The 16,704-nt window shown below is 66.1% G+C and carries 18 protein-coding genes; 11 read left to right on the top strand and 7 right to left on the bottom strand.

Annotated features, from left to right (window positions below; genetic code table 11):
- Positions 1-163 precede the first annotated feature (163 nt).
- Together NA10_RS01740 and NA10_RS01735 are read right to left on the bottom strand one after the other, a co-directional pair.
- Positions 164-856, bottom strand: a complete 693-nt coding sequence (locus NA10_RS01740; protein WP_067562444.1) for a DUF8020 domain-containing protein — start codon at positions 854-856, stop codon at positions 164-166.
- Positions 857-960: 104 nt separating this feature from the next.
- On the bottom strand, positions 961-1,887 hold the full coding sequence (locus tag NA10_RS01735) for a PDR/VanB family oxidoreductase (RefSeq protein ID WP_067562441.1): 927 nt from the start codon (positions 1,885-1,887) through the stop codon (positions 961-963).
- Positions 1,888-2,032: 145 nt separating this feature from the next.
- On the opposite strand from NA10_RS01735, the gene NA10_RS01730 reads away from it, so the two are divergent.
- Genes NA10_RS01730 through NA10_RS01695 form a run of 8 tightly spaced genes read left to right on the top strand, consistent with a single transcriptional unit; the run spans position 2,033 to position 9,814 of the window.
- Positions 2,033-3,193, top strand: coding sequence for an acyl-CoA dehydrogenase family protein (locus NA10_RS01730; protein WP_067562439.1), 1,161 nt, complete (start codon positions 2,033-2,035; stop codon positions 3,191-3,193).
- Between the two features lie 28 nt (positions 3,194-3,221).
- Positions 3,222-3,749 (top strand): YiiD C-terminal domain-containing protein, encoded by a 528-nt coding sequence (locus NA10_RS01725; protein WP_067562437.1) that lies wholly within the window; start codon positions 3,222-3,224, stop codon positions 3,747-3,749.
- The gene (locus NA10_RS01720; RefSeq protein ID WP_067562434.1) at positions 3,746-4,639 is read left to right on the top strand and encodes an alpha/beta hydrolase family protein; all 894 of its coding nucleotides are present in this window, start codon (positions 3,746-3,748) and stop codon (positions 4,637-4,639) included. The genes NA10_RS01725 and NA10_RS01720 overlap by 4 nt, the downstream gene beginning before the upstream one ends.
- 8 nt (positions 4,640-4,647) lie before the next feature.
- Entirely contained in the window at positions 4,648-5,781 is a 1,134-nt protein-coding gene (locus NA10_RS01715) for an ABC transporter ATP-binding protein (RefSeq protein WP_067562432.1), read from the top strand.
- 33 nt (positions 5,782-5,814) lie between these two features.
- A complete protein-coding gene (locus NA10_RS01710) occupies positions 5,815-7,185 on the top strand; it encodes an ABC transporter substrate-binding protein (protein WP_067562429.1) in 1,371 nt (456 codons plus the stop codon).
- Positions 7,182-8,039 carry a metallophosphoesterase gene (locus NA10_RS01705; protein ID WP_067562427.1) on the top strand — a complete coding sequence of 286 codons (858 nt, stop codon included), beginning with the start codon at positions 7,182-7,184 and terminating at the stop codon, positions 8,037-8,039. The genes NA10_RS01710 and NA10_RS01705 overlap by 4 nt, the downstream gene beginning before the upstream one ends.
- A 4-nt stretch (positions 8,040-8,043) precedes the next feature.
- Positions 8,044-8,997, top strand: coding sequence for a carbohydrate ABC transporter permease (locus NA10_RS01700; protein ID WP_174562461.1), 954 nt, complete (start codon positions 8,044-8,046; stop codon positions 8,995-8,997).
- Positions 8,990-9,814, top strand: coding sequence for a carbohydrate ABC transporter permease (locus NA10_RS01695; RefSeq protein WP_067562424.1), 825 nt, complete (start codon positions 8,990-8,992; stop codon positions 9,812-9,814). The genes NA10_RS01700 and NA10_RS01695 overlap by 8 nt, the downstream gene beginning before the upstream one ends.
- 136 nt (positions 9,815-9,950) lie before the next feature.
- Here the strand turns inward: NA10_RS01695 and NA10_RS01690 are convergent, their stop codons facing one another.
- Entirely contained in the window at positions 9,951-10,616 is a 666-nt protein-coding gene (locus tag NA10_RS01690; RefSeq protein ID WP_084514216.1) for an alpha/beta fold hydrolase, read from the bottom strand.
- A gap of 159 nt (positions 10,617-10,775) precedes the next feature.
- Positions 10,776-11,138 (bottom strand): ArsR/SmtB family transcription factor, encoded by a 363-nt coding sequence (locus NA10_RS01685; RefSeq protein WP_067562419.1) that lies wholly within the window; start codon positions 11,136-11,138, stop codon positions 10,776-10,778.
- A 94-nt stretch (positions 11,139-11,232) separates the two neighbouring features.
- Here NA10_RS01685 and NA10_RS01680 point away from each other — a divergent pair, with 94 nt between their 5' ends.
- Positions 11,233-11,979, top strand: a complete 747-nt coding sequence (locus NA10_RS01680) for a hypothetical protein (protein WP_067562417.1) — start codon at positions 11,233-11,235, stop codon at positions 11,977-11,979.
- 73 nt (positions 11,980-12,052) lie between these two features.
- On the opposite strand, the gene NA10_RS01675 is transcribed toward NA10_RS01680, so the two are convergent.
- Positions 12,053-12,904 (bottom strand): acyl-CoA thioesterase domain-containing protein, encoded by an 852-nt coding sequence (locus NA10_RS01675; protein ID WP_067562415.1) that lies wholly within the window; start codon positions 12,902-12,904, stop codon positions 12,053-12,055.
- A 614-nt stretch (positions 12,905-13,518) separates the two neighbouring features.
- Here NA10_RS01675 and NA10_RS01670 point away from each other — a divergent pair.
- Both NA10_RS01670 and NA10_RS01665 read left to right on the top strand, forming a co-directional pair.
- Entirely contained in the window at positions 13,519-13,986 is a 468-nt protein-coding gene (locus tag NA10_RS01670; RefSeq protein WP_157555938.1) for a hypothetical protein, read from the top strand.
- Between the two features lie 107 nt (positions 13,987-14,093).
- A complete protein-coding gene (locus NA10_RS01665; protein WP_157555936.1) occupies positions 14,094-14,945 on the top strand; it encodes a class III extradiol ring-cleavage dioxygenase family protein in 852 nt (283 codons plus the stop codon).
- 282 nt (positions 14,946-15,227) lie between these two features.
- Here NA10_RS01665 and NA10_RS01660 read toward each other — a convergent pair whose 3' ends face one another.
- Positions 15,228-15,917: a DUF6461 domain-containing protein gene (locus tag NA10_RS01660; protein ID WP_067562408.1), complete on the bottom strand. Its 690-nt coding sequence runs from the start codon at positions 15,915-15,917 to the stop codon at positions 15,228-15,230.
- Positions 15,918-16,268: 351 nt separating this feature from the next.
- Positions 16,269-16,704, bottom strand: a 436-nt coding sequence (locus NA10_RS38040; protein WP_373862325.1) for a hypothetical protein, incomplete at its 5' end; no start/stop codon positions are given.

Raw genomic sequence — 16,704 nt, 5'->3', positions numbered from 1 at the left:
CCCACAACTGTCCCGTAATACCGTGAACCGGACGCGCCCGGACGTTGGTTGCACGGCCGCCCTCGGCGCGATCGAGCTAGGCACGCGGACGGCGAAAAGCCCCGCTCGGATGAGGAACCGAGCGGGGCCGTGTCCCCCCGGCGAATTCGCCGGGTCTTCACACCTACTTTGCAGCCAGGGAGGGCTGGTTGATGGTGGTGAAGTACTGGGCCGCGGCGAGGATCGCGGCGGGTGCGGTGACCAGGATCTGGCCGGCGACGGTGCCGAGGAAGCCGATGACGCTCATACCGGCGATGCAGCCGATGATGGCGCCGGGCAGGGCGCCGAACATCGCGCTCAGGGCGCCGGACAGGACCGCGCCACCGGCGCCGCCCAGCAGGCAGCCCACGGCCGCGCCGCCGATACCGCCGACCAGGGTGCCGATTGTGGCACCCATGGTGATGGTGGAGGTCATGCGGCTCCAGGCGGCCTGCTCACGGTCGTAGTCGGTCTTCCAGGGCGCCTGGTTCTCATACGGCAGCGCGACCGGCTTGTAGACGGCGTGCTCGAGATCCAGTTGCGGGGTCAGGGTGGCGGTGTGATCGCTGATCTCGGTCGCGATCGGGAAGACGAAATCGTCCACCCGGAAGGACAATTCGGTGCCGCCGAGCACGGTGCCATTGGCGGCCTTGATCTTGAAGACGCCATCCTCGACGGCCAGCGAACCGGCATCGGTGCGAATGGTCATCGCCTTCTCGGTATTGGTGGCCGTGTAGTTCACGACATCGGTGGTCTCCGCCTGGGCCGAACCGGTGGCTCCGGCGGTAATGGCCAGTGCGGCGGCGAGCAGCGCGGACGCCGCGGCAGTCTTCCTCATCCTGTTGCTTCTTCTCTCTGATCATTTCCGAATCGGAAACCGGCACGCTGTGGTACGTGCACGTGTAGCGCGCGTGATTCCCTCGGGCACAGTCTCTCTCGTGCTCACAAGTCCAGCACGAGCGACTCGGAGCGGGCTCGAGAGACGCACGGCATCATGGTTCTGCCCTCGGCCCGCTCCTGCGCGGTGAGCACGGAGTCCCGATGCTCGACCTCCCCGGCCAGCACCGTGGTCTCGCAGCTGCCGCAGGTGCCCTCCCGGCACGAGGTGACGATCGGGACACCCGCGCTCTCGAGTACGTCGACCATCGGCCGATCGGCCGGAACCCGCAGTGTGCGGCCGGAACTCGCGAGCCGGACCTCGAATGCGCGATCGGCGGCGGTATCGACCTGCCGGGCCGCGAAGCGTTCGGTGTGCACCTCGAGTCCCTGTCGCGCACCCTCGGTCTCGATGGCGTCGAGCAGCGGCGCGGGTCCGCAGCAGTACACCGGCGCGGCGCAGTCGCTCAGGATGGCGGGCAGTGGCAGCAGGCCGAATTCGTCCTGCGGCACCATCCGCACCTGGCGGTACCAGGACAGCTCGCCGGTGAAGGCCAGATGCGCCCGGCTGCGCGCCCCGTAGTACAGGGTCCAGTCCGCGCCGGCCCGATGTGCCGCGGCCAACATGGGCAGGATCGGCGTGATGCCGATCCCGCCCGCCACGAACAGGTACGCGTCGCTGGGCACCAGTTCGAAGTTGTTGCGTGGCAGCGACACCCGCAGCGCGGCCCCGGGCCGGGCGGTGCGATACAGATGGTCCGATCCGCCGCGCCCGGCGGGTTCGTGCAGGATGGCGATGCGCCAGCGGCGCTCGTCGGCGGGATCGCCGCAGAGCGAGTACTGCCGCACCCCGGCCGTGCCGACGCTCACGTCTATATGAGCGCCCGGCGTCCAGTCCGGCAGCGGTCCGCCGCCGACAGCGGCCAAACCGAGGGAGAACACACCCTCGGCCTCGCTCCGTCGATCGGTCACCCGGACCATCAGGTCGGTCATCGCATCCCCTCGGTGGAATCAGCGTCGGGACCCACCCTGGCCGAGGGACACCGTTGATCGCGCGTCGGTAGCGGGAGTCGATTCGCTCGATCGGTATTGACTATCGTCCGACCCGGGCGGCCTGCGGCGGCGTGAGACTGGCGGCATGAGCGCTGTGGCGGAGCTGGTCGAGCAGACCAGACAGTTCGTTGTAGATCACGTCATACCGGTCGAACGGGAGGTGGTGGTCGACGGTCGCGTCACCGATGACGCACTGCGGCTGGACCTGCAGAAGAAGGCCAAGGCCGCGGGCGTCTTCGGACCGCTCTCGGACCCGCGCTACGGCGGCCTCGGTCTCGACACCCGGGGCCAGGCCCGGGTTCTGGAGGCCGCGGGGGCGAGCCTGCTGGGCCCGCTGGCGGTGAACGCCTGGGCCCCCGACGACGGCAATATTCATCTGCTCGCGCACGTGGCCAACCCCGAACAGCAGGAACGGTATCTGGCCCCGCTGGCCTCGGGTGAGGTGCGCTCGGCCATCGCCTTGACCGAACCCGCCCCCGGCGCGGGCGCGGACCCGCGCATGCTGCGGACCACCGCGCAGGAGACCGACACCGGCTGGATCATCAACGGCGCCAAGCACTTCACCACCGGCGCGAATGGCGCGGCCTTCGTCATCTGCGTCGCCATGACCCCCGACGGCCCCACCATGTTCCTGGTCGATCAGGACAATCCCGGCCTGCGCGTGGGCCGCCGGATGCCGACCCTGGACCACACCAGCGCTCCCGGCGGACACTGCGAAGTCGATTTCGTGGACTGCGAGGTCCCCGATTCGGCCGTTCTCGGTCAGGTCGGGCGCGGCCTGGAACTGGCCCAGGTGCGCCTGGCCCCGTCCCGGCTCACCTTCTGCATGAACTGGCTCGGACTGGCGGTGCGCGCCCAGCAGCTCACCATCGACCACATCACCGGGCGCCACTCCTTCGGCTCCCCCATCGCCGAACACGGTCTGGCCCAGGGCCTGATCGCCGACAACGAAATCGATATCGCCGCCGCCCGCAGCCTGATCCGCTCGGTCGCCGAAACCATCGATCTGCGGGGCCCCACCTCCGCCGATGCCCGGCACCAGACCTCCATCGCGAAAACCTTCGTCTCCGAGGCGGTCTGGCGCGTGCTCGATCGCGCGGTGCAGCTGCACGGCGGCCTGGGCGTCTGCGAGGACCACCTGGTGGCCCGATTCCTGGTGGAGGCCAGGGCATTCCGCATCTACGAGGGTCCGTCGGAGGTACTGCGCTGGTCCATCGCCCGGCGCGTCCTGCGCGGACCGCGCTGAAGCATCCAGACCAGCGAAGGACATCATCATGACCACCAGGACACTCGCCGGGTTCGCCGCGGCCTACCCCGAACTCGATTACACCGCAATTGATTACGAATACCTGCGGGCGGTATCGCAGGATATGGTGCCGTTCGGCGCACACGTCGGCACGCTCATCACCGAGATCAGCCCGGACCGCTCGGTGGTGGAGATCCCGCCGGGTGACACCGTCCGCAATCACATGGGCACCGTTCACGCCGGAGCGCTGTTCACCGCGGCCGATATCGCGGGCGCGGCGGCGTTCGTCGGCGCGGCCGCCGAGCGGCTGTACACCGTCGAGCGCCTGGTGCTGCGCGGCGGCACGGCCTCGTATCGCAAACCGGCACAGGGCCGTATCCGCGCCGTCGCCACCGTCGACCCGCGCGAGCTGGCCGACATCCTGTCCGCGACCGCCTCCGCGCGCTTCGAATTGTCCGGTAAGGCGGTGCTGCTGAACGACAACGAGGTGCAGGTCGCCAAGTTCACCTTCGACTACGTCTGCGATGTTGCCATCGCCGGAACGGAGCAGGCGTGAGCACCACGACCCCCGAATCCCGTTCGGAATTCAGCACTCTCGACAGCACCGCGGTGGAGACCTCCGACGGCGTCACCTTCACCGTGCGCTGGCTGCCCGCCGACCAGGCGGACGCCCCGGTCGTTCTCATCCTGACCGCCATGGCCATGAAGGCCAAGAACTACTACGCGCTCGCCAAAGCCCTGAACGCGCAAGGGCTTTCGGTGGTCACCACCGATCTGCGCGCCCACGGCGAGGCCCGCCCGCCCCTGGGCGAGCACCGGGACTTCGGCTACCGCGAAATGATCGAAACCGATCTGCCCGCGATCGTCGCCGCGGTGGAGCAGCGTTTTCCGAACGCGCCGGTGCACCTGTTCGGGCACAGCCTGGGCGGGCAGCTGGCCCTGCTGTTCGCCGCCGCCGAACCCGCCCGGGTCGCCGGCGTCACCGTCATCGGCACCGGCACGGTGTTCTGGTACGCCTTCGGCCCGCGCCGCTGGTTCGAGGCGCTGAGCCGGATCCAGTGGATCGGATTGACCTCCCGCATCAAGGGTTTCTGGCCCGGCGGTGTGCTGATTCCCGCGCCCATGCCCGGCGGGGTCATGATCGACTGGTCGGTCCACTCGCTCACCAGCTACTACCGGCCGCGCGGCACCGCACGCAAATACAACAGCCTGCTGGCCGCGATGACGCTGCCGGTGCTGGCCATTTCGCTGTCCGAGGATGTGCTCGGCCCGAAATCCAATGTGGACTTCCTGGTGTCGCGCATGCCCGCGGCCCGGGTGACCCAGTGGCATATCGACGAGAAATCCGATATCGCCCATCGCGACCACTTCATGTGGGTCAAGGACGCCCCCGCCATCGCGGCCGGTGTGGCGGCATGGATCACGACCGGCGCCCAGCCGGTCTAAGGAGAGACGTGGCACGGCTGCAGATCGACACGGTGTCCAAACAATTCGGCGCCGACTACGCGGTGCGCGAGGTGAGCCTCGACATCGCCGACGGTGAATTCCTGGTCCTACTCGGACCCAGCGGCTGCGGCAAGTCCACGCTACTGCGCATGATCGCCGGGTTGGAGGAGCCGACCTCGGGCCGAATCCTGTTGGACGGCAATGACATCACCACCGAGGCCCCGCAGCGCCGGGACCTGGCGATGGTATTCCAGAGCTATGCGCTGTACCCGCATCTGACCGTGGCCAAGAATATCGGCTTCCCGCTGCGCGCCCGCCGCCGTCCGCGCGCGGCCATCGCGCAGCGGGTCGCGGAGGTGGCCGCCACCCTGGAGCTGTCCGAGCTGCTCGAACGCAGGCCCGCCGCGCTCTCGGGCGGGCAACGGCAGCGAGTCGCCTTGGCGCGGGCCATGGTTCGCGACCCGGGGGCCTTCCTGATGGATGAACCGCTGTCCAATCTGGACGCCAAACTGCGCAGCGCCACCCGGGCCGAACTCATCGCCCTGCACCGCCGCCTGGGCGCGACCTTCCTGTACGTGACCCACGATCAGGTCGAGGCCATGACCATGGCCACCCGCATCGCCCTGCTCAACGGCGGGCGGGTCGAACAGGTCGGCACGCCCGAGGAACTCTACGACCGCCCGCGCACCACCTTCGTGGCCGGGTTCCTGGGCGCACCGCCGATGAATCTCTTTCCGGCACAGGTTGTTCGGGATGGCGAGACACTGCGCGTGCGCACCGACGGCATCGACGCGGCGCTGGGACTGTCCCCCGGCGCGGATTTCGAGCCCACCGAGGTCATCGCCGGAATCCGCCCCGAGCGCCTGTACCTGGACGATGCCGCCACCGCCGCGCGCGGCACGGTGACCATGGTGGAGAACCTCGGCAGCGAGGAGCTGGTGCACATCACCGCCGGTGCGGTCGAACTGTGCGTGCGCGCCACCCGCCCCGCCGGGGTGCGGGCGGGCGAGGCGGTCGGGCTGCGCGCGGCCCCGGGCGATATCCACCTGTTCGACAAAGACTCCGGACTCCGACTGCGCTGGCAGGAACCGGAGCCGGTCGAGATGTCCCTGCCCGATGCGGCGGCCGTGTCCGTCGCCTGAGCTACAGCCATACCTTTCGATGAGGAGAGATCAGTGAAACGCACCCTGCCCTTAGCGGGCTTGGTGTTCGCCGCCTCGCTCGCGCTCACCAGCTGCGGGCTCGGCGGTACCACCTCCAGCGAGACGTCCGCCACCGCGCAGGTCCCCGAACTCACGGCGGATCAGCAGGTTTCGATCGTCTTCGAGTCCTACAACTACGGCTTGGCCGGCGCGTGGACCGACACCTTCAACGCCCTGATCTCCGATTTCGGCAAGAGGTTCCCCAATATCAAGGTCACCGCGCAGAAGCCGCAGGGCAACAGCCCCAACCCGGCCACCGACACCATCTCCAGCGTGCAGAACCAGATCGTCGCGGGCAATCCGCCCGATGTCGTCCAATTGGGCTTCAGCGACCTGGATTTCACCATTCATCAGTTGCAGGCCAAACCGCTGGACTCGCTGTTCGGCAAGGACGCGGTGCAGAAGAACTTCGACGGCGCGCAGTACCCGTTCGCCCCGAAGGCCCGCACCCTGGACGACTGGGACGGGCACACCTACGGCGTTCCGTTCGTGTTCTCCACGCCGGTGCTGTATTACAACGCCTCACTGTTCAACCAGGCCGGGCTCGATGCGAACAAGCCGCCCGCCACCTGGGCGCAGGTCGCCGACGCCGCCAAGGCGATCACCGGTAAGACCGGTAAGGACGGCGTCTACATCGACTGCCTGACCAAGACCGCCAAGGACTGGTGCTTCCAGTCGATGGTGCGCTCCAACGACGGCCGGGTCATCTCGCAGGATCGGCGCAGCCTGACCTTCGCCGACGCCCCCGCGGTCGAAGCCACCAAGATGGCACAGGATCTGGTGACCGCGGGCAGTATGCCCAAACTGGCCCAGAAGCAGGGCTATGAGGCGTTCGCGCGCGGCGATATCGGCATGATCCTCGAGACCAGCGCTATCCAGGGCACCTTCGTCTCCGGTGCCAAGGACAAATGGGATCTGCGCGCCACCACCATGCCACGCTTCGGCGACAAGTCCACCGTCCCCACCAATTCCGGTGCGGGACTGCATATTCTGGCCAACGATCCGGCCAAGCAGCGAGCCTCGTGGGAACTGATCAAATTCCTCACCAGTGAGGAGTCCTATGTCAAGATCTCGCAGAACATCGGCTATCTGCCGCTGCGCCCGGACATGCTCAAGAACACCAATATGCTCGGCGTCTGGGCCGCGGCGAATCCGCTGCTCGCCCCGAACCTGGCGCAGCTGACCAATATGGAGCCGTGGGTCTCCATGCCGGGCAACAACTATCTGCAGATCCGCGACGGCATGATGGACGCGGTCGAGTCGATCGTGTTCCAGGGCAAGGATCCGCAGTCCACCTTGACCGCCGCCCGGGACCAGGGCGCCAAACTGCTGCCGGCCTCATGAACGGGCTCACTCTCGTCCAGCTCACCGACACCCATATCCGGCCGGGCGGTGAGACCGTGCTCGATACGGTGGACACCTTCGCCACGCTGAACCGGGTGCTGGACCAGTTGCGCACCGGCGGGCGTCCCATCGACGCCCTGCTGCTCACCGGCGATCTGGCCGATCACGGTGCGCCCGAGGCGTATCGGATGTTGCGCGCGGCCGTGGAGCCGGTCGCCGCGGAGCTGGGCGCACAGGTGCTGTACGCCATGGGAAATCATGACGAGCGCACCGCGTTCGGGGTCGAACTGCTCGGCCGCGATCAGGGCACAGTGGATCCGGCGCAGCCCATAGATCAGGTCATCGACGTGGCCGGACTGCGGATCATCGCACTCGACAGCACCACCCCGGGACTGCACAACGGCAAACTCGAGGACGAACAACTCGACTGGCTGGCCGCACAGCTGAGCCGTCCGGCGCCGCGCGGCACAGTACTGGTGCTGCACCATCCGCCGCTGCCCTCGGCCATCGCCGCGGCCGAGGTGCTCAAGCTGCAGCAGGCCGAGCGATTGGCCGCCGTGGTGGCGGGCACCGATGTGCGCATAATCCTGTGCGGGCACAACCATATGACCGCCGCGGCCGCGCTGGCCGGGATTCCGGTGTGGGTGGGGCCCGCCATGGCCTATCGTCTCGATGCCATGGCCCCGGCCGGGCGGCAGCGCGCGGTCACCGGATCCGGTTACAGCCGAATCGATGTCGTCGGTGCGACGGTCATCGCCACGGCGGTGGAGGTGGCCGCGGCCACCGTCATCTACGACCGCGACGAAGCCGGGGAACTCGACCGGCTCGCGCCCTACGTGGCGCACTCCGGGTGACGCGGTGTTCGTAGTCGTCACCGAACAGGACGCACCGCCGGCGGCCATCGCGGCCCCGGCGGCGCGTCCGCGCCGCGAACTGTCGCGGCGCGCACTGCGTTTCGCCGCGCCCTATCTGTACCTTGCGCCGGCGGTGTTCCTGCTGGTGGTGTGGACCTATCGACCGCTGTTGCAGGCGTTCGAATTGTCAACCTACTCCTGGAATCTGCTCCCGACCTCACCCATGGTGCCGGTCGGGGCGGACAATTACCGGCGACTGGTGGAGTTGCCGTCGTTCTGGGCGTCGCTGCGGCGCACCGGGGTGATGATCGTCGGGCTGCTGCCGTTCACCGTCGCACTGCCGCTGCTGCTCGCACTGGCCAGCCGACAGGTGCGCGGGCGGGCCCGAACCCTGTATCACGCACTGATTTTCATGCCGTTCCTGGTCGCGCCGGTGGCCGCCGCGGCGGTGTGGCGCTGGCTGCTGCACCCCGGCAGCGGGTTCGTGGATCGGCTGCTGGGCAGTCACCGGAACTGGGTGTACGACTCGGCCACCGCGCACGCGGTGATCCTGGGTATCACCGGCTGGCAGCTGATCGGCTTCGCAGTGCTGGTGGTGTGGGCCGGATTGGCCGGTATCAGCGGCGATTACGACGAAGCCGCGCGAATGGACGGGGCCAGCACCGGGCAGATCCGGCGCTGGATCACCCTGCCGATGCTCTCCCCCACCCTGATGTTCCTTGTGCTAACCACCGTATTACTCAGTCCCACACTGACTTTCCCACTCATCGACACCATGACCCAGGGCGGGCCGTCGCAGGCCACCACCAATATCTACTACCTGCTGTGGGATTACGCCTTCCACACCTTCGATGCCGGATTGAGCGCCGCCGCGGGCGTTCTGCTCTTCCTCGGCTTCGGCGCGGTGGCGGGTGTCCTGGTCTGGATCTCGGAAAAGGTTGCCTTCCACGATGATTGACACCTCACCGGGCGAGCGACTGCGGACCGCCGGCAGCCATGTGCTGCTGGCGGTCACCGCCGTCGTCTGCGTCTTCCCCATCTACTGGCTCTTCGCCACTGCCCTGCGCCGCCCGCAGGACGTGAATTCCCAATCACCCCTGCCCTGGCCGCTGTCGTTCGAGAACTTCGGCACCGCGGCGCACGAGGTCGACATCACCGGGCTGATCGCCAATACCTTTGTGGTGGCGACACTCTCGGCCGTCGGACAGCTGCTGATCGCCCTGCTGGCCTCCTACGCCTTCGCCATGTACGCCTTCCCCCTGCAACGCCTGCTCTACCTGGCGTTCGTCGGCGTCTGGCTGGTCCCCTTCCAGGTCACCATGCTGCCCAACTACATCCTGCTCACCCGCATGGGCCTGATCGACTCCCTGATCGGCGTAGTCCTGCCCACCCTCTGCTCGGCACTGGGCATCCTGCTGCTGCGCCAGCACATGAACGCCTTCCCCAAGGAACTGGTGGCCGCCGCGAAAATCGACGGCCGCTCTTCCTGGTCCATCCTCTGGACGGTCGTGGTCCCCAACCTCCGCTCCGCCCTGGCCGCCCTGGCAATCCTGTTGTTCATCAACGAATGGAACGAATACTTCTGGCCCGCAGTGGTTCTCCGTAAATCCAACGGCGTCCTGCAACTCGGCCTGCGCAGCTTCATGGGCACCGAAGGCGAACAATGGGGCCCCATGATGGCCGTAGCCGGCCTGGCCTGCCTCCCCGTCCTACTCCTCTACCTCGGCCTGCAACGCCACATAGTCAACGCCTTCGTCCGCTCGGGCCTGAAGTAACTCCCAGCATCGGGATCACGCGCGTTCTGCCGACGAGATCATTTGACCACCATGCCGTCATGTCGTTGTCTTCGAGTATCTGGACGCGCGTCTTCTCCGGGCTCGGTTCCCGCGTCGCCGCTGTGCCGGCATTGCTCTACGCGGCCTCACCCCGCTCCGATCGCAGGCTCGACTGCCTCGCCGCACCGATCATCGCAGCCAGTGGAGTCCACCGGTCCGCACCAGGGTGAAGCAGCCACACCGGGCAGGTAGTGAAGTCCCCCGGCTCGACGAACGGCGCTGATCGCAAGTAGGTCCGCAAGAACCCCAACGGCATCCAGACACCTCCGCCTCGCGGATCGGCGATGACCGTGGCGGTGAGTTCGGCATTGTTGGACATCGCAGTCATGTTGGCCACCAGCCTCATCGGCACACGAATCCTGTCGACCGCGGGAAACAGCAGCCGCGCACCGTGGCGTCCGAGCCAGCCGAATCGGCTGAGGGCACGACGGGCTCGAGGCGACCGGGGGTCAAGCAGGCAGGTGACCGCGATCGCATCGACCAGGCCGGTACGTGCCGCGGCCTCGTAGGCGAGCATTCCGCCCATACTGGCCCCGAAGACGACCAACGGGCGAGGATCGGCGGCCTTCTCGGCCCGCATGGAGTAGTTCTCGAACCACCTAGCGGCCACTCCACCGACGATTGCATCGAGACCGTGATCGACTTCTGGACAAGGGCACTCGCCGCTCGGGCAACCTGAGCTTCGCGCAGATGGCGCGTACCGATACGGGCCGCGGGACTGTAGTCGCGGGACACGTCGAATTAGGTGTAGTGACGGTCGGTGATCGGCTCAGCGTGATCCGCGCGGACGGTGGGCCGGGTCCATCGGGCACCTGCTCATGGGTCGATGTGCCCTGCACGATCGGTCGGCGTGCGCCGATGGCCAGGACCTCGCCGGTCGAGGCGAGGGCTTCGATGGTGGCTAGCCGGCTGTTTCCGGCCGATCGGACAGTCCGAGGCGCAGGTGTTCGCTGTGGTAGACGGCCTCGTCGAGCAGTTGTGCCACATGGCTGTCATAGAGGCTGTAGATGATGCTGCGGCCGGTACGCGTACCGGTAACCAGGCCGAGGTTCCGCAGCAATCGCAGCTGATGCGAGACAGCGGACTGTTCCATGCCGACCGCTTCGGCGAGCTCGGTCACCGGCAACGGGCCCTGGCGAAGTTCGGTCAGGATCAGCAGACGGCTCGGCGTCGCCAGCGCCTGCAAGGTATTCGCGACGTGAGCCGCGGCATCGGCATCCAAGCGCGCCACCGGCCGGTCGCGCCCTTCGACTCCATGTCCCATACCCGGGCAGCCTACCGCCAAGGCGACACATGAAGACGTCTTCATATTTTCTGTTATCGTGGGGCCGTTCCCGCACTGCGCCTCGGAGGTAGTAATGAGCCTGACCGCTCCCGCTCTGCTCGCCGCCGGAGCCGGTGTCGGCTTCGGCCACGCAGTGCTGCCCGATCATTGGGTGCCACTGGCAGTCATCGCCCGCACCCAGCGGTATCCGCTGCGGCGGGTGCTGCGACTGTCGGCACTGGCGGGCCTAGCGCACGTCGCGTTCTCGCTGATCCTGGGTGCGATCGTGATCGGGGTCGGCCTGCAATTCCGCTCCACGGTCGAACGTCACGAGAATTTCATCGTGGGCGGACTGCTGATCGCCACCGGTCTCGTCTTCGCGGTGCTGGAACTACTCGGTCGCGGACACGCGCACAGCCACGACGAACACGGCGGCCACACCCACGGGCATGGACACGCACACGACCATCACGATCACGAAGCCGCGCATCACACGACCGACACCATCGCCGTCACGACCAGTGCCCCGCACGACCATCGGCACAACCGCAACGCAGTCACCCGACTGCTCGCTTTCGTGATTCCTTTCGGCGCTGCCGCCTCACCGGACCTGACCATCCTGCCGGTCTTCCTGGCCGCCAGCACGCTCGGCGCGACTGCCGCTACCGGCACTCTGATCGCGTTCTCGCTGGTCACCCTCGGCACGATCGTCGGGCTGACCATGCTCGGCGTGATCGCGGGGTACCAGCTACGCGGTGCATGGATCGACAAGAGCGCCAACCTGATCACCGCGGCTGTACTGCTCTTCATCGGAATCCTCGTCGCTATCAACATCATCTGACAGCGGCCGCAGACATCCGCTCATGCCGATGAGGGGCTGTTCGGATAGGTTGCCGCGGGCAGGTGGGTGAGAGCTACTGGGCAGAGTCGAAATCGGGCTGGTAGGCACGATCGGTTTCTGTCCATTGCTCGGGTCTGCTCGCTGAGTCGAGACTGCCGGCCGCATGCGCGACTGAGCCGACCAGGCTGATCCCGAATCGGCCCCGGGCATCCCACATAGTCGCTGAGCCGGCGGCGATGCCGTCGCTGGACAGGTGGTTGTCGGCCTCGATCCCGACGACCGGGCTGATTGGCAGCCACGCCAGCAGAATCGTCACGTCGTGGTTGATGAACCCGATTCCGCGGTCACTCCAGCTGGTGAGAGTGTTGGTTAGTTCACCGACCATTGCGGCCCGGACGAACGGGGTGTTGTCCCTCTCGGCGATGACCCGCGGCTGGTCGAACCACAACCGTTTGCGGCTGGCGTTCTGGTGCTCGGGCATCGAACTGCTCCACTGTTCGGGATGCTCGTCGCTACCCCAGAGAATGCCTGGCTTGGGAAGTTGCGTAGCCATCGAGTCGCTGAGGGGCATCGAGTCACCGGCGGGCTGCCAGCGTGTGCCCGACGGGTCTCGGGACGGCCGGATCGCCACCATGGACGCGCGCGCGACGATGCGTTCATCCTGTCGCACAAGCACATCCGCGATGCGGATGCTTCGCCCTTCCCGCACCGGCATGATCTCCGTCTGCAGCGGGCGGTATGTGGGCTGCCGGAAGATGTCCAGCACGAACTTCGCTGGGCGGTATCCGGGGTCAGTCCAGGTCGCCTCCACGGCGTGCGCGGTCAACCCCGCAAGTGCCTGTCCGTTGATCGAGTCGGGAGACCACTGACTTTGCGCGAACGGCAGAGGATGGAACTGGTCGCCGCGATGTTCGAAATAAGCCATGCTGCCCCTCCGTGCGGATTCTGATACGCCTGACCGGCGTCACACAGGATACTAGAACGCGTTCTACTATTGTGCATCTCTGATCGCCTGGGTAGTCGCCTTCGACATCGGGCGCTGGAAAGCTTCGATGGCGAACCATCTTCAGCGAGTTGCGATTTCGTCGAGAGAGGCTCAACTGGGCCCGCGCTCATCATCTCGTCGCCCGCACAAAACAGAAAATAGAACCAGTTTCATTTTCGCTGCGAGTGTCAATCTGCAATGCACCCCGAACATGGTGGTTCGGCCACTTTCTTGAAGGTGGCTTCCAGCGCACGCGGCGTGACAGAACCGACGACGGGTAACGCCCATGCGCCGTAACAGAGGTCTCGGCGAGAACATCCGGAACTGCCCCGAGGCGCGCGGTTCGGAACGGCCAAGCGGTCGGCCCTGAAGATCAACGGGCCGACCGCTTTTGATCTCTCAGCTGCTACGACTCGGCGGCAGCCGAACGCACGCTACTGCCGAGTTCCGGATGGATCGGATCGGCCGGGCAGTCATGAAATCGCGGTCGACTCTCAGTACCTGGTCTGGGATTGTTCCCGGATGACGAATACGGTTCAACGGCTGGTGATTTGATGGTGAAGATGCGGTATCTCCGGTCCGGCATATACGTCGAGCATGGCCGGGAGTATCAGGAGGGGATCGACCTTTCAACCGTGAGCCGGGTTGATCTGCGCTGGTACTACTTCCTGTCGGACCTGTCATTCACCGTCGATGGGGTCGAGCTGGCCCCGCCGTGGTCGTGGACGCCAGTGTTCGATTTTCTCTGGTCGATGCAGCGGGTGCCGGACTACATCGAAAGGGGCGAGCGTTTCCGGCTCGGGTTCACCGAGAATGACGACGTGATGGTGTTTACGCCCGAGGCTGGCAAGGTTCGGATCTCATGCGCGTACTGCACGGCCGAGGAGGTCGTCGAGGCGGTCTGCGACATCGCCGAGCTCAGGGACGCATGGGTTGCGTTTCGGGACGTCGTCTTGACCGAGCTCGGTGAGGAGTATCCGCGGCTCGCGGCCAACCCCGTCCTGTCTGAACTGCGGCTCTGAGTGCACCCGCAGGCTCTGCAGGGCTGGTCGGCCACCGCACTGCGGTCACGAGCGCAATGGCGGTCCTTGTGCCAAAGTGGTTGCGACCACGATCTTCAGGAGGACCGGTGCCGCTGATCTCCGCCGCTGTCTGCCCGCACCCGCCGGCGTTGATACCCGCGATAGCGGGTGGCGACGCCGCTGAGTGGGACGGCGTGCGCGCAGCATGTGTCGAAGCGATCCGTCGGTTGCGAGTACCCAAAATCGGTGAGGAAGCCGACGGTTGGGCCGTCGGAAGGTCTGAAGCATTCATGTCTGATCCGACCCTGCCCGACCTGCTGGTCATCGTCGGATGCGACGACACGACAACCGCATACGATTCCCGCAACACCTTTGGCAGCCTCCGGCGTTACGGTATCGACTGGAGCTGGGATATCGCTTGGTGCCTGGGCGAGGAGGGGTCGCTACCGCTGCCACTTTCCTTATCAGTCGGGCTGTGGCTAGCCACAGCCACCTCCCACGCGCCACCCGGCGTGTTCATCAAACGGTTTGCGTATCAGTCGATTTCGTTCGACGCGTCACCGCGCGATTGCGTCCAGCTGGGGAGGGACTTGGCTGCGGAAGAGGCTAATGTCGCGATGCTCGTCATGGGAGAAGCCGCGCCGGGCGAACAGTTGCCCAGGGACACCGTTGATCGGGCAACCGCTTACAACAGCACCCTTGCGCGGGCCTTCGCGGGCGTGGACACCGCCGCCCTCGGTCAACTCGATCCTGCCGAATCGCAGATCCTCAAAGCGACAGGGCGAGCGGCGTGGCAGGTCCTCGCAGGTGCGGCTGAAGGACAGGAACTCGCGGGGCAATTACTGTCCGACTCAGCGTCTCGTGACGATGGGTTCCTTGTGGCCAGCTGGACCAGGACGACCGATCCGGTCTCCGCCGCGAACGCTGCAGGGATCGCATCGCGCGCGACAACACACTGAAATGTCGCATGTCGCATGTCGAGCTGACCGACCCGGCCAGCGGGGAGCGACGGAAGATCAACTGGCAGAGACGGTTCGAGACCGATCAAACGCACCATCATGGCGAATACAGGATGGTTTTGAAACCCGCCAGTATCGAGAATCGAACGATTTCGCGGGCACCATCAGGTGGATGTAGAGCGGCCCGAGATGCTCTACGACTTCACCGGCTGTACCAGCCAGCGCACCGGGACTACCGGGCCTAGCGGTGGCGTGGTCGGGAGGTGACTATTCCGGCTTGTACTACCGGCGGTGGGCGATACGTCCGACGAGCAGGGGCTGGTCCAGCATGTCTGCGGTGAACGACACTCCAGTGACCTTCGCCGCCAGGGCGAAGGCTCTCGGCACGCCGGTGCTGACGCTGATGTCCCAGGCGTCCGAATTGCTCTCGGGTTCATCTTCATCGGCGTCATAAATATAGTCATCGTCGGTCATGTCCAGCTCCATGCCCAGCTCGCGCATGTAGTCGTTGAGCCGGTCGGGGTCGCAACCCCAACGGATATGCGGATACCACAGGCGATGCCCGGTCACGATCGTCCCGTCGATCGCGTACTCGAGGCTGTGCACGGCGTAGTCGTGTCGAGCGATCGCCAGGACCTCACAGTCTCGCGATAGTTCCGCCAGCGTCTTGTGGTCGGTCATCCACCACCCGTACGGTTCGATGGCCACGCTCCATGCACCGGCCCGAAACACGCCCACGTGACCGCCGCCGTGCCCGCCGCCAGTCTTGCCGAGGAACTCGATAATCCTGTCCTTGAGCTCTTCGAAGTCCGACTCCTGGCCGGAGTCGTCGCCGTTGCTGAAGCGGCGCACCACCCCCGACGGGTCCAGGTTTCGGAAAAAGGCGATACTGAAGATCACGCCCAGCGGGCCCGCTTGGCTCTCGGATGCGTTGAGCCACTGAAATGGAGCCAGGGGATCGGTTGTCGCCATATGGGTTATGGTGGCAGACCTCACCGACAACCATTCGATCGTCTGGAATGCCTGATCGACCCGCTGGCCTCAGCGCGGGAGGGGTGGCCCTCGGCACCGAGCACATCGGACCGACAGCCGGCACCGGCCGGAAGCACACTGAAATGCCGCGAGGCGCGCGGTTCGGAACGGCCAAGCGGTCGGCCCTGAAGATCAACGGGCCGACCGCTTTTGATCTCTCAGCTGCTACGACTCGGCGGCAGCCGAACGCACGCTACTGCCGATTTCAGTGCATTGCGTCGGGCCTGAGATCGTCAGCGATGCGTGCTTGGCCAATGACCCACGTATGCCGCACGCGGCATTCTGGCCGAATTATCGGCCGCGTCGCCCGGTTAGGCGTTGCAGGAGTGCACGCGCGTTCATACGTGCAGGAGGTGGGCTACCGGGGAAGATAGGATTCCATCCCGCCATCGCCGGATCCCGGCTGTTCACTATTTCTCGAGCCGCTTCGATCGCTGCGGGGATCCACGACGGTATCTCGTTACGGGGGTATGCCTGGAGGTCGGCCTCCAAGTTCAGACCGAGAGATGTTGCGTGCGTGGGCTTGTCGTCATAGTTGAAAACCGCCGTCGGCTCACTGTCGGCTCGGATGACCAGGTCCATCGTGAACCAAGTGCCGCGCCCCGGACGGTACATGAGATGTCGGAGCTCGAAGATGGTTTCGTCGGGCCACACGATCTGCGGAAGATCCATGAACGGACCATCGACCGTGTCGATCTCGAACTCCGAACGGCTGCGTCGTCCGCAT

The sequence above is a fragment of the Nocardia acidivorans NBRC 108247 genome, from assembly GCF_001625085.1.
Classification (GTDB): Bacteria; Actinomycetota; Actinomycetes; order Mycobacteriales; family Mycobacteriaceae; genus Nocardia; species Nocardia acidivorans.
The sequence above is the reverse complement of the archived record's forward strand: the minus strand, read 5'-3'. Positions and strand labels throughout refer to the sequence as shown.

Excerpts from the sequence above, each read along its gene's own strand:
- NA10_RS01740 (WP_067562444.1), bottom strand. The coding sequence starts at position 856 with ATGAGGAAGACTGCCGCGGCGTCCGCGCTGCTCGCCGCCGCACTGGCC.
- NA10_RS01735 (WP_067562441.1), bottom strand. The coding sequence starts at position 1,887 with ATGACCGACCTGATGGTCCGGGTGACCGATCGACGGAGCGAGGCCGAG.
- NA10_RS01730 (WP_067562439.1), top strand. The coding sequence starts at position 2,033 with ATGAGCGCTGTGGCGGAGCTGGTCGAGCAGACCAGACAGTTCGTTGTA.
- NA10_RS01725 (WP_067562437.1), top strand. The coding sequence starts at position 3,222 with ATGACCACCAGGACACTCGCCGGGTTCGCCGCGGCCTACCCCGAACTC.
- NA10_RS01705 (WP_067562427.1), top strand. The coding sequence starts at position 7,182 with ATGAACGGGCTCACTCTCGTCCAGCTCACCGACACCCATATCCGGCCG.
- NA10_RS01695 (WP_067562424.1), top strand. The coding sequence starts at position 8,990 with ATGATTGACACCTCACCGGGCGAGCGACTGCGGACCGCCGGCAGCCAT.
- NA10_RS01685 (WP_067562419.1), bottom strand. The coding sequence starts at position 11,138 with ATGGGACATGGAGTCGAAGGGCGCGACCGGCCGGTGGCGCGCTTGGAT.
- NA10_RS01680 (WP_067562417.1), top strand. The coding sequence starts at position 11,233 with ATGAGCCTGACCGCTCCCGCTCTGCTCGCCGCCGGAGCCGGTGTCGGC.
- NA10_RS01675 (WP_067562415.1), bottom strand. The coding sequence starts at position 12,904 with ATGGCTTATTTCGAACATCGCGGCGACCAGTTCCATCCTCTGCCGTTC.
- NA10_RS01670 (WP_157555938.1), top strand. The coding sequence starts at position 13,519 with ATGGTGAAGATGCGGTATCTCCGGTCCGGCATATACGTCGAGCATGGC.
- NA10_RS01660 (WP_067562408.1), bottom strand. The coding sequence starts at position 15,917 with ATGGCGACAACCGATCCCCTGGCTCCATTTCAGTGGCTCAACGCATCC.